The following is a 12661-nucleotide window of genomic DNA, read 5'->3' as shown; positions in this document are numbered from 1 at the left end:
ACATACTGTCCCTAAAGACGGGCCTGTTACTAAAGGTTACATCATGGGAGACAAACCGATATTYGTAGCATCGGATATCTATCCTAGAACACCTGAAAATATTGGATTGCTGGGCTTTTACTCGTCTAGAAAACGTTTTGATTTGGTTGTTGATAATATTTTAGAAACTCACCAAGCAAACTTATCCGATAAAGTACGTTTACTCCAAGATGGCTATAACAAATCGACCGAAAAAACGGGCATGTTGGTTTATCACCCTGTGTTTGACGCCAGTGAAAAAGAGCTGCTCGGTATTGTGATTGGAGTCGTGCGAACAACCTATTATTTTGAAAATCTAATCGCTAAAACAGCAGGTGAGAAAGCGCTTTTAGTGAAAGTGACGGACTTAGGATTTGATGCTGAAGATGACCCAGTGTATTTTGAAAGCGTTGGCTTCGATGATGCCAAAGGCCCTCAGATAAGCAGAACGATTGAATTGCATAATCGTAGTTGGAATCTAGATTTCAAAGTGATTCAACCACTGACAAGAGATAACAAACTGGTATTAATTGGGGTAGCTTTCKGTGGTATAACATTCTCGTTGATGCTGTCTTATATCGTGAGCTTACAAACGCGCGAGAAACAGCGTTTGTCGACCATGTTAGAGGAACGAACCGAAGAGTTACGCTTCCTTGTCGAGCACGATAGCTTGACTGAACTGTATAACCGCCGAGCGTTTAATGTTCAACTACCACAATGGATAGAGCATAAAGAAGGGCTAAGCTTGGTCGGTTTTGATATTGATAAGTTCAAGTCAGTTAACGACCAGTTCGGTCATCCGGTCGGTGATGGCATGCTCAAGCACGTTGCGAACATTGTTCATGGACGCCTGCGCCCAGAAGATAGTTTGTTCCGTTTAGGCGGCGATGAGTTTTGTATGTTATCAACGGAAACAGATAGTGAAAGCCTTCGAAGGTACTTAACCGAGATTTGTGCGGATGTTGCGAATACCCCTTTAAATCACGATGGGGTGCAAGTGTCTTGTACTTTGAGTATAGGTGGAGCTATCTATGCAGGGGAAACATCAGAAGAGTTATTGAAAAAAGCCGACAGTCTTCTTTATAAAAGTAAGATTAATGGTCGTAATAGCGTTTCAATTGGAGTGTAATTGAGCACTTAAACGTTCAAGAGTCGAGTTATTGGTTTGGCTCAGGTACAATTTAAACAAARCAATTTAAGAGCGACAAGGCAACGTATGAATCACAATCGAGTGGTATGTTTCGATTTAGAAATGTGCTGTTGGAATGAAAATGGTGTAGGAACGACTGGCGAAATTATCGAGGTAGGGCTAGCTGAAATCGATCTAGCTTCGGGTAAAATTGTTAAGCGTGCTCAATATTACGTAAAGCCTGAAACAGATGAAGTCTCTTTATTTTGTGCAGAGTTAACGGGTATTACGCCTCGTAAGATTGAGAAGCAAGGGCGTCCATTGGAGTCGGTGATTAAATCGATGATCAAAAACTTCGGTGGCCCTAAAAAGATCTATGCAGCATGGGGACGTGACGACTTAATCTTACATAAAGAGTGTATAGATAAAGGAATTGAACCACCTTTTAGCGAATTCTTAAATCTTGCGACTTTATATCGAGTTCAAAACCGACTTAAGGACAAACGAATAGGGCACCGAGCTGCGCAAGAAGCAAAAGATATTGAGTGGGAAGGCCGCCAGCATTCAGGTTACGTTGATGCGTATAATTTGGCAAAACTCGCACTAACAATGCTTTAGGTGTTCAGCCGTAAATACCAATTGTTTGCAATAAAAAGCCCACCTTAATTCGTATTAAGGTGGGCTTTTTAATTTCCAATCTGTTTAGCTGTTTAGCTGTTTAGCTGTTTAGCTGTTTAGCTGTTTAGCTGTTTAGCTGTTTAGCTGTTTAGCTGTTTAGCTGTTTAGCTGTTTAGCTTTTTGTCTATTGCGTTAAGCTTCGCTTTAATAAAGTCACTGTGGTTTACATACAATAAGTCGGCGGCTTTACGAATCACAGAATCCTCAAGTGGGTCTATCTCACCATCAGCATGTGCCACTTCCCACATCCCTTCAATTAACTGAATTCTCACGTCATGAGAGAGTTCTCGTAACTGAGAGGTAAAGTCGTACAGTGACGCAGACTGCGCCACATGTTGCTCTGCTTTTTCTAAAAGTTGTTGCGCACTGTCTTCATCCAAACTGAGCAGTTTTTCAACTAAGTGTAGCTTCGCTTCTTTTTCTTGTGCGTTAATTTCGTTATCTGCACCTGCGACTTCACACAGTAGGCACGCAATGGCAAGGTTTGGTGAGACAGCTTGCGCGCGCCCAAGATCTTTACCGTCGATAAGCTCTTTGAAAAGAGAAGTAATTGAATTAAACATGTGTAGCTCCAGTGTGTAGGCACTCAATACGTGAATCCAAGGTATAAGTTTAACTATTAGGGCGAGAGCCTAATTTGACAACCCACTTTACTGAAACTTTACATTGAACCTATCGGTTCCATCCGCTAATCGTGCTCAGGAAAATGCACGATGTCACCCTTACCCGTTAGGATAGAAATTACTTCTGGTTTACCCGCTTCGTCTAACCGCAATTCTCCTATCGCACTTTGGTTAACAAGGCGGTAAAAGCGTTGATTATCTGGACTACGCTTTTCGATTTTTAGTCGTTTACGTTTAGTAAACCAGTTCAATGGTGAGTGAGGGCTGTATAACAACCTGTCACTGATGTCACAAAACTTAAGCAGCGGTGCAGGAAATTGATTTTTGATACCGCTGCATGTGATCTGATAAATATTAGGGCTATTTTTTCGATAACGTAGCTTGATGTCGTATGCGAAAGAGTAGTGAACATCACCTGACAAAATGACAAAGTTCGTAGGTGTTTTGGTGTGTGTGAAAATACTGATGAGAGTATTCGCACTGCCCGGGTGAGCCATCCAGTTTTCAGCATCGATCACTAGGGGCTGACCTAGCGTTGTCATTGATTTCTGAAGGGTCTCAATGAACTTAACGCCAAACATCGGGGCTGCAGAGACAATGATGACTTTATCTTGGTCGATCAACTCGTGTTGAAACTCAATGAGAGCTTCCCAATCCATTAGCCCTGAAGGTTTGTTCATGCGTGACTCAGAGCGCCAACGTCTTGTTCTGGTGTCTAACACAACAACTTTTGGGCTGCTGTGAATGGTGTAGTGCCATTTTTCAAAGTTGTTTAAGTTGCGTAGACAGTCAGTCTGTTTAGCAAGGTCTATGGCGAGTGTTTGAGTACCATTGTTATCGGGTTTGGTTTCAAAGATGGAACGAGCATGATCTAAAAACTCCGAAGAGAAGTTTTCGGGCTCATTTCCCCAGCCTTGGCAAAGCCAGTATGCGTATAAACCATTACCTATCACCTGTGAAGCAAAAGGGTTCTGGTTAGCGGCTTGTTCCCAGCCGACCGTAAGGTTCCAATCATCCGTTACATCATGGTCATCAAAAATCATGTAGGTAGGGATGTGTGCCATCAGACGCTGAACTTGAGGTAATCCCGCGACAAATGCATCGATATGCTCTTTTTCATCACGCCATAATTGCTGGATAGCAGGCGATAATGTGTTGCCTGAATGTGTGAACCCTTTATCACGTAGCCTTTCTGTATTGACCAAAGCCCATAGGGTCGGTGACCAAACCAACAGATACATTGCGATAAATTCAGACAACGTAATTAAGTGGTTCTCGCTCTCGGTTGAGCTGAAAATAGGGAGCCTACGTTTTGGAAATAACTTATCTATCAGTGAGTCTGACTTAACATAATGAGGAAGGATCTTATCCCTGTGGTAAAAGTTCAGCTCAGACTTATACAATTCATCGCTATTGCGGATTACAGATTGTAGATTGTTGTTTGCGCTTTCGTCTTGGCTGTTATGAGAGTCGATAGGGAATGATTCACTCGCTAGCCCAAGTAACTCAATGACCTGATCAATAGCGTCGAGAGTTGGCCCTGCTACGTGGTCGGCGTAAATTTGGTCCCCGCTCATCATCAATAAATCAGGACGATCGAAAAGCTCTTGGTTAGATACTTTGTCATCAGCGGCGACAAGACTGTCTTTGCTGGAATGGTGCGGGTTTCGACAAGAGCCATGCAGAATATAATCAGCTTTGGCTGAAATGCGAAAGCTGACTCGCTGATTATCGTTGTAAAAAAGGTGTGGTGCCCATTGTGCTAAATCGCCTTCTCCCTCTTGAGCAAGCGAATATTCCAGTGAGGTATCCTTAGGGAATGTACCTTCGGCTGAAATTAGGCTGACCCATGCATGTGTTCCAACCTGCAAACTTTGAATACCAACTTTTGCTGCACTGTCTAGGGTCTTATCTTCGGCGTACAGGCTCATGCAACCAGTGAAAGGCTTGCTTGTGACTATCCAAACGTTAATTTCGTTTGTGGTTGTTTTTCGTAAGATTGGCCCTGCAAGCAAAAAAGGCAAAGTTGATTGAGAAAGGGACGTGTGGCGCAATGGGATTCCTATTCGTCGTTATTAGAATTTGGGTCTTCAAGAATTTCGATAACTTCCGAGCTAGAAAGTTCATGACCCATAAGAAAAATAGCAAGCATAGCATCAGCTTTGGTCTTGGTATCGTTTTGTCCTTCGATAATCTGTTCCAATTTGTGTCGAATCATCGTGATTTCATGTTCAACAAAACCTCGGCCTTCTTCGTCACCCTGGCCTTCTTCTGGTGCGTTATCAAATTCTAGAAAAAGTAGATCACCGTTTAAATCGGCGTTTACTAACCTTTCAGGCAGCCACTCTTCGCCCATAACGAGTTCAGGGTCGCGATCATCTGGTAAGCTATTCAAAAGACTTTTAAATTCTGATACTTTCACAATTATTTCATATATCTGGCAATATCCTTTATTGTAACGGCGAAAAGCTTGTAAACCTAAGGCTTGTTCGCTCAAATTGAGCAATAACTGTCGAATCAGTGATGTAATATCGGTTAATGAGAGTAATTGAACCCAAATGAAGATTAAATTTTTATCATCTGTGTTGTTTGCTAGCGCGGTTTTGCCTAGTACGAGTGCTATTGCTGAAGAGCAGGATTGGGGTATAGCGGCTATGTATCGTACGGCTAGCATCCCATTCGATACTGATGGTGGTGATCAAACCGTAAGCTCTTTTGTTCCTATGATGTTCTTTGAAAACGATTCAGTTTTCATTCGAGGCACAGAGGGGGGCGCGTACCTTTATAACTCTGAAGATAGTGATTGGCAGTTCAACGCAATAGCACGAATGCGCTTTATCGATATTCCGGCAATTGAACAGAATGAAATTGAAGGTGATACCGCAGATTTTGGTGGGCAATTAACATACACCATCGATGAAAACTGGGCGATTGAAACTGAGTTAATGGCTGACCCTGATTTTCGTTTCCATAGTAATTTAAGAGCTCGCGGCCACTATGAGTTTGGTGATTGGGAACTGTCGCCAAGTATGACGCTGAGATATAAAGAAGCGGACTTTAATAGTTATTACTACGCATTCTCTGACTACACGAATGAACAAATTGGTGGGGCAATAGACATTAACGTCGGCGTTGAAGCTCGTTACCATGTCTATTCTAATTTGTACTTATTGGGTTCAACAAGTGTCACTCGTCTTGACGACAATGCTTACAATAGCAGTGTTGTTGAAGACCGATACCAAGGCGAATTTTTCGTTGGCTTTGGTTTCTTCCAAGACAAAACTAAAGCCCCTAAATCTCAGCTAAGTAACAAACCGTATTTGCGTGTTGCTCATGGCTGGGCTACGCCGTCAAATATCGGCGACATCATGAAATTTAACAGCGAGAAAGACGAATTTAATAACCAAATGACGTCGTTCTTCWACGGACATCCGTTGACAGATGAAGTTTTTGGCTTCCCATTAGATATCTACTTAACACCGGGTATTGCGCATCACTGGCAGTCTGAGGTGCAATCAAGTAGCACGGAATATATCGTTGCGATTAAAGCGTTCTATACGTTTGATTGGCCAACTCAATGGCGCTTTGGTGTAGCTGAAGGTATGTCGTATATCGACTCTATCACTTACATTGAAGGGAAAGAGATGAAAGAAAAAGGCTATACACCGAGCCATTTACTGAACTATTTGGATTTTTCTCTTGATGTAAATATCGGCGATCTCATTGGTAAAAAAGACCTTGAGAACATGTGGCTAGGTTACTCCATTCACCATCGTTCTGCTATTTTTGAAAACGCGTCCCAGTTTGGTCGTATCAAAGGTGGCAGTAACTACAACAGTATTTACTTACAATACGAGTTCTAGAGCTTGTAAAAGATGCTTTAATAAGCCTGAAAGCGTTGTGCTTTCAGGCTTTTTTATTTTCTACGAGTCATTAGGACGAAGCGGCACTTGTGATACACTTACGCCAGTTTTTGTAAGAGAAAGAATAGGACACGCTTTGACTTCGTCCCCAGAAAAAGCAGCGAACTCTCCGTCTGCTTCAAATAATAATGCCGCATCACTTCGTAAAGCACTGAATGAGTGTATGATGCGCGACCGTTTTCGTTTAAGTAAACGCATTGCTGGTGCTAATAAGATTAAAAATGAACAATCTAAGCATGCTGTTTTTGATGAAATCGCGTTAGATATCGCCAAATCAATGATGACCGCTACCGAGCGTTTATCTCATAAACCTACTATCGAATATCCTGAAATTCTTCCTGTCAGCCAAAAGCGCGATGACATTGCGAAAGCCATTGAAGAAAACCAAGTTGTCATCGTAGCGGGTGAGACGGGTTCAGGTAAAACCACGCAGCTTCCTAAGATTTGTTCTGAACTTGGCCGTGGGCGCTTTGGACTGATTGGTCACACGCAACCAAGACGATTAGCTGCTCGCTCAGTGGCTAACCGAATTGCCGAAGAGATGGAAAGTAAGCTCGGAGAGTTTGTTGGTTATAAAGTACGATTTAACGACCAGATTTCAGACAACACTCAAATCAAATTGATGACCGACGGTATTCTACTGGCGGAGATCCAACACGATCGTTTCTTGAATCAATACGACACCATCATTATCGATGAAGCTCACGAACGTAGCTTGAATATTGACTTCATCATGGGTTACTTGAAGGAACTTCTTCCTCGTCGCCCTGATTTGAAGGTCATTATTACTTCAGCGACCATCGACCCTGAGCGTTTTTCGAAACACTTTAGCGATGCGCCAATCATTGAAGTATCTGGCCGTACTTACCCAGTAGATACACGTTACCGCCCTTTAGGTGGTGATGAAGCTAGCGATGCCGACCGCGATCAAATGGAAGGCATATTTGAAGCTGTAGACGAGCTATGTGATGAAGGGGTAGGGGATATCCTAATCTTCATGAACGGTGAACGAGAAATCCGTGATACCGCTGATGCGCTAGGCAAAAGAAACCTACGTGATACTGAAATCGTCCCGCTTTATGCTCGACTGTCGGCGGGAGAGCAAAACCGTATCTTCCAGTCGCACACAGGCCGACGCATTGTACTTGCGACCAACGTTGCGGAAACCTCTTTGACAGTGCCTGGTATTCGTTATGTTATTGACCCTGGTACAGCTCGTATCAGTCGTTATAGCTACCGAACTAAAGTACAGCGACTGCCAATTGAACCGATTTCTCAAGCGAGTGCGAATCAGCGTAAAGGTCGTTGTGGCCGTGTTGCTGAAGGTATCTGTATCCGTTTGTATTCAGAAGAAGACTTTGAGTCACGTGCTGAATTTACAGATCCAGAAATTCTACGTACCAATCTAGCATCGGTAATCTTACAGATGACTGCACTTGGCCTTGGTGATATTCAAGCATTCCCATTTGTTGAAGCACCAGATAAGCGCAACATCCAAGATGGTGTGAGACTACTTGAAGAACTCGGTGCGATAGCAAYCGACAAAAAAAATGCTGGTCGCGACGGAGATTCGAAGAAGAAGCTCACTGCTATTGGTCGTCAGTTAGCGAAGCTTCCGATAGATCCTCGTTTAGCTCGTATGGTGATTGAAGCACCACGTAATGCATGTTTGCATGAGGTCATGGTTATTGCATCAGCACTATCGATTCAAGACCCACGTGAACGTCCATCTGAGAAACAGCAATCTTCTGACGACAAACATAAACGATTCTTTGATAAAGACTCGGATTTTATGACGTTCGTAAACTTGTGGAATTACATTAAAGAGCAGCAAAAGGCACTTTCAAGTAACCAATTCCGCAAGCAATGTAAGCAAGATTACCTAAACTACTTGCGAGTACGTGAGTGGCAAGATGTCTATTTCCAAATCCATCAAGCGATGCGTGARATGGACACGAAATTGAATACAGAACCGGGTAGTTCTGATGGTATTCATATTTCCTTGTTGTCAGGTTTGCTTTCACACGTTGGTATGAAAGACCAAGAGAAAAACGAGTACCAAGGCGCACGAAATGCTCGCTTCCACATATTCCCAGGCTCCGGCTTATTCAAAAAGCAGCCTAAGTGGATTATGTCTGCTGAGCTGGTGGAAACGTCGAAGCTATGGGGACGAATCATCGCCAAGATCCAACCTGAGTGGATTGAACCATTAGCTAAGCACCTGATTAAACGCAGCTACAGTGAACCGCATTGGTCGAAGAAACAAGCTGCGGTAATGGCTCACGAAAAAGTGATGCTTTACGGGATCCCGATTGTTCCTAAGCGTCTAGTAAACTACAGCACTATTGATTCGACGGTTTGCCGTGAAATCTTTGTTAGAAGCGCGCTTGTAGAAGGTGAGTGGGATACCAAACATGCCTTCTTTAAACAGAACCGTAAACTTTTACAAGAAGTCGAAGAGCTAGAACATAAGTCACGTCGTCGTGACATTCTGATTGATGATGATGAGCTGTTTGATTTTTATGACCAACGTGTGGGCGAAGAAGTTGTTTCTGGGCGCCATTTCGATACTTGGTGGAAGAAGGCAAGCAAAGAAAACGCTGAACTGCTTAACTTTGAAAAGTCGATGCTATTCAGAGGTGATGCTAGCCACGTTACTGATTTAGATTACCCGAATTTCTGGCATCAAGATGGTATGAAGCTAAAACTTAGCTACCAATTTGAACCAGGCGACGACGATGATGGTGTGACGGTTCATATTCCTCTGCCTATTCTTAATCAGATTGAGCAAGCCGGTTTTGATTGGCAGATCCCGGGTTTACGCCATGAACTTGTCGTGAGCCTAATAAAGTCGCTTCCAAAAACGCTACGCCGTAACTTTGTGCCTGCGCCCAATTATGCAGATGCATTCTTGTCGCGTGTTACGCCATTAGAAGCACCATTGCTGGATTCGTTAGAAAAAGAGCTTCGTCGAATGACAGGTGTTGAAGTTCTACGTGAAGACTGGAAGTTAGATCAGATCCCAGAGCATTTGAAGGTTACTTTCAGAGCGGTTGATCACCGTAAGCGTAAGCTTAAAGAAAACAAAGACTTGTACGAGCTTAAAGAAAGCTTGAAAGATAAGGTTCAGGAAACGCTGTCTAAAGTTGCCGACGATGATATTGAACAGCAAAATCTGCATACGTGGAGCTTTGGTGAGTTACCAAAAGTCTACCAACAGAAACGTGGAGGCTACGATGTTAAAGCCTTCCCAGCGCTGGTTGATACTAAAGACAGTGTAGAGATCAAACTGTTCGAAACTGAGCAAGAACAGATCTCTGCGATGAAAGCGGGTCAACGCCGCTTGATTCTATTGAACGTGCCTTCGCCAATTAAATATTTGCATTCGAACTTACCGAACAAATCTAAATTAGGCTTGTACTTCAACTCTTACGGCAATGTACTTGATCTAATTGACGACTGTATCGCTTGCGGTATAGATAAGTTGATTGAAGAAAAGGGCGGTTTAGTTTGGGAACCTGCTGAGTTTGAAGCGCTTAAAGAACACGTTCGAGCTGAGCTCGGTGATGCAGTGGTCGATATTGCTAAGCAAGTTGAAACCATCTTAACGACTGCGTTTAACATCAACAAGAAGCTAAAAGGGCGTGTTGATCTTTCTATGGCGTTTGCTCTTTCTGATATTAAAGCACAAATCGAAAGTCTGATTTTTAAAGGCTTTGCGACAGAGTGTGGTTGGAAACGTCTTCCAGATATCTTGCGCTACATGAAGGCGATTGAACGTCGAATGGAGAAGTTACCCATCGACCCGAACAAAGACCGCTTGCACATGATTAAAGTTGATTCGGTGACCAACGATTACAAAGAGTTACTAAATAAAATACCAAAAGGCATAGCCGTGCCAGAAAATGTAAAAGAAGTGCGTTGGATGATTGAAGAGCTTCGTGTAAGCTTCTTCGCACAACAATTAGGAACGCCATACCCTGTATCAGACAAACGCGTTAAAATTGCGATTGATGCATGTTAGGCATGAACTTTGCTTCTTTCTAGAAAAATGACAAATTACTGGCTGTCTAAGGCAAAACATTACCGCAGACAGCTGATAGGGATAAAGAAGGTTATTATGAAAAAGACATTATTGGCACTTGCTCTTATTGGTGCATCGACAACTGCTGCTGCTGACTCTTGGTTATACGGTGGCGTTACTGCTGGTCAATCATCTATTGGTGATGAAAGTGAAAATGCAGTAGGTGTTCACGTTGGTACAGGTATTCTTCCATTTATCGGCCTTGAAGCTGGCTACTGGGATCTAGGTTCTTTCAACAATGTTAAGTATGGTAACAACACGTACTCAAACCTTGACGCAACTTCAGTTTACTTTGCAGCTAAACCAAGCATCGATTTTGGTCCACTTCATGTTTACGCGAAAGGCGGCCTTCACTCTTACGAGCTGAAAGGATCTAGCTTTTCTCAAGACGAAGTAGATATCATGTACGGTGTTGGTGCTGAGTACTTCATTATGGGTCCTCTATCTGTAGGTGCGAGCTACCAGAACTTTAAAATGAAAGATGATAACGCGGGCGTATTTACGCTAAACGCGACAATCCATCTTCTATAGTTCAGCTTTCTGTTTCAAATAAAAACGCCAGCAATTATGCTGGCGTTTTTTTGTCTAGATATAAAACTAGATTAACTTTTCTTCGCGTTCAAAATCTTCTGAATACGTGGGTTCAACGCTTTACCGTGCTTCGCTTCAAACTCTTCGCGAGCTAGGTCATTCATATTCTTAACTGAATGTTGTGCGAGTAGATGTTGAGGCAACTCTGTGTTTAGCATGCCTTTTTCATCTAAGCGTCTCGCTTCTAAATAGTACTTCTTAAACAAACCATCGAGTTTGTTTTCAGCGACACGTTTTAAGTCGTAAAGTTTATTCTGAATTAGCCACTTCTCTATATTATTTGCGGCTGCGCGCGACAATACACGAATTCGACTATCCAGTAGTTCTTCAGCCGTAAGTGCGTCTTTTAGTATCCATAGCTCGCCCATTTGTGGTGGCCAGCTATTACCAAGTTGAATTCGTTCGTGACAGTGCATGAGCACACGGTTAAGACCGTCAGAGTCTACGGTATTGGCAAACTCTATAAACTTTCCGCTTGGCTCACTACCATACTGATACTCCCATTGCGTTTCATAGACACTTAAAAATGAACCGAAAACGTGAATGCACCAATCGGTAAGTTCTAGATCTGCAGGGTCTTGGTTTACGACAGGCATTGCAGCTTGCACTGACTCTGTCTGTGTTTGAACAACCGCACCAGGTGTTGTCGTTACTGGCTTTGTTGTTAGCTGATTAGGTGCTGGCTCAGAAGGTTGGCTTTTTGCCTTTTTGGATGAGCTGCTGTCTGAAGCGTTCAGATGGGCTAAGCTTCTGTCGATACCCATTTCCTTGAGCTTGTCCTGCATTTCCTGAATATTGAGAGGTTTTCTGTTGTTGTCTTTCATTCTGTTTCTCGTTAATTAGCCAGTACTGCAATTTAGATTCGATGCGTGATATTGGCATCAGCTCGTTGGCTTTCGCTTTGTACCATAATACAAATTTTTTCCACACCAGGTTGTGCTCTCCTGCCAACCCTGAAAACTTAAAGGCACGTTCAGCCCAACTTGGAATGTTTTCTTCATCTAAATCATGAGTAGAAACTGTGTTGCTAGTCATGGCCTGACGTTGTTGAGGCCTTATCGGCGCAGTTGATGTTTGCATCGGAGCGGGTTGAAATGTCGGTGCAGGTGCAGGTGCAGGTGCAGGTGCAGTAGAAAAAACAGGAATACTATTGCTCTGAACGGCTTGTTCTTGTTCGAGGAGCATTTTGAAAATATGTATTTCTTGTWTGTTGCGCTGCTCGACTTTAATTTTGTCTAAAAAACCGTTATCTACTAACGTTTTTAAGCAATCAGCCAACCCATAAATAGAAAGGGAAGTAAGGGCTGAAGCACTGTTCAAATTCAGTGATGCATAGCCTTCTTCATCCGCATTGTCCGCAAGCAGTAACATGACCAACTTTTCGGCAGGGCTGCTCGTGTTAATTTTCCATGTAAGGTAGGTAAATTTAGCGCTCAAAATGATGCTCTTGAAAAGTTACAACTAGTGATCCCATTGTATGCCACAGCACCGGGAATTTATAGCAACTTAATCTAAAACGGACTTAGTGACACAAATATTAGCCATTATTGAACTGTATTTACTATTGATATTTTGGTGGTTGTTTTTGCGCTACTGATAAGGTTTGCTCTATAAC

9 protein-coding genes and 1 pseudogene are annotated in these 12661 nt (G+C 42.8%); 5 read left to right on the top strand and 5 right to left on the bottom strand.

Translation table 11 applies throughout. The annotated features are described in order from the left end of the window. Together L4C33_RS14190 and L4C33_RS14185 are read left to right on the top strand one after the other, a co-directional pair. A partial coding sequence (locus L4C33_RS14190) for a sensor domain-containing diguanylate cyclase (protein ID WP_428813078.1) occupies nucleotides 1–1147 on the top strand: 1147 nt, incomplete at its 5' end. 87 nt (nucleotides 1148–1234) lie between these two features. Then, a complete protein-coding gene (locus L4C33_RS14185) occupies nucleotides 1235–1765 on the top strand; it encodes a 3'-5' exonuclease (protein WP_428813077.1) in 531 nt (176 codons plus the stop codon). Between the two features lie 164 nt (nucleotides 1766–1929). Here L4C33_RS14185 and L4C33_RS14180 read toward each other — a convergent pair whose 3' ends face one another. From L4C33_RS14180 to L4C33_RS14170, 3 genes are all read right to left on the bottom strand, one after another. Then, the gene (locus tag L4C33_RS14180; protein ID WP_428813076.1) at nucleotides 1930–2388 is read right to left on the bottom strand and encodes a tellurite resistance TerB family protein; all 459 of its coding nucleotides are present in this window, start codon (nucleotides 2386–2388) and stop codon (nucleotides 1930–1932) included. Between the two features lie 125 nt (nucleotides 2389–2513). Beyond that, nucleotides 2514–4502 (bottom strand): alkaline phosphatase D family protein, encoded by a 1989-nt coding sequence (locus L4C33_RS14175; protein WP_428813075.1) that lies wholly within the window; start codon nucleotides 4500–4502, stop codon nucleotides 2514–2516. Between the two features lie 8 nt (nucleotides 4503–4510). After that, the gene (locus L4C33_RS14170; protein ID WP_428813074.1) at nucleotides 4511–4945 is read right to left on the bottom strand and encodes a VC1380 family protein; all 435 of its coding nucleotides are present in this window, start codon (nucleotides 4943–4945) and stop codon (nucleotides 4511–4513) included. Nucleotides 4946–5006: 61 nt separating this feature from the next. Here L4C33_RS14170 and L4C33_RS14165 point away from each other — a divergent pair, with 61 nt between their 5' ends. The 3 genes from L4C33_RS14165 (at nucleotide 5007) to L4C33_RS14155 (ending at nucleotide 10986) form a co-directional block, all read left to right on the top strand. Next, on the top strand, nucleotides 5007–6311 hold the full coding sequence (locus tag L4C33_RS14165; RefSeq protein ID WP_428813073.1) for a MipA/OmpV family protein: 1305 nt from the start codon (nucleotides 5007–5009) through the stop codon (nucleotides 6309–6311). A 136-nt stretch (nucleotides 6312–6447) separates the two neighbouring features. Further along, nucleotides 6448–10395, top strand: a complete 3948-nt coding sequence (gene hrpA / locus L4C33_RS14160; RefSeq protein ID WP_428813072.1) for an ATP-dependent RNA helicase HrpA — start codon at nucleotides 6448–6450, stop codon at nucleotides 10393–10395. Nucleotides 10396–10491: 96 nt separating this feature from the next. Beyond that, nucleotides 10492–10986, top strand: a complete 495-nt coding sequence (locus L4C33_RS14155) for an outer membrane beta-barrel protein (RefSeq protein ID WP_428813071.1) — start codon at nucleotides 10492–10494, stop codon at nucleotides 10984–10986. A gap of 71 nt (nucleotides 10987–11057) precedes the next feature. On the opposite strand, the pseudogene L4C33_RS14150 reads toward L4C33_RS14155, so the two are convergent. After that, nucleotides 11058–11642: pseudogene (locus L4C33_RS14150) on the bottom strand (hypothetical protein); the annotation flags it as partial. 88 nt (nucleotides 11643–11730) lie between these two features. Next, complete coding sequence (locus L4C33_RS14145; protein WP_428813070.1) at nucleotides 11731–12483, bottom strand: hypothetical protein; 753 nt, start codon at nucleotides 12481–12483, stop codon at nucleotides 11731–11733. Between the last annotated feature and the right edge of the window lie 178 nt (nucleotides 12484–12661).

Source organism: Vibrio makurazakiensis (genome assembly GCF_050337375.1).
Classification (GTDB): domain Bacteria; phylum Pseudomonadota; class Gammaproteobacteria; order Enterobacterales; family Vibrionaceae; genus Vibrio; species Vibrio makurazakiensis.
The sequence above is the reverse complement of the archived record's forward strand: the minus strand, read 5'-3'. Positions and strand labels throughout refer to the sequence as shown.

Bases quoted from the DNA above. Each gene is read 5' to 3' on its own strand.
- L4C33_RS14185 (WP_428813077.1), top strand. From the start codon at position 1,235: ATGAATCACAATCGAGTGGTATGTTTCGATTTAGAAATGTGCTGTTGG.
- L4C33_RS14180 (WP_428813076.1), bottom strand. From the start codon at position 2,388: ATGTTTAATTCAATTACTTCTCTTTTCAAAGAGCTTATCGACGGTAAA.
- L4C33_RS14155 (WP_428813071.1), top strand. From the start codon at position 10,492: ATGAAAAAGACATTATTGGCACTTGCTCTTATTGGTGCATCGACAACT.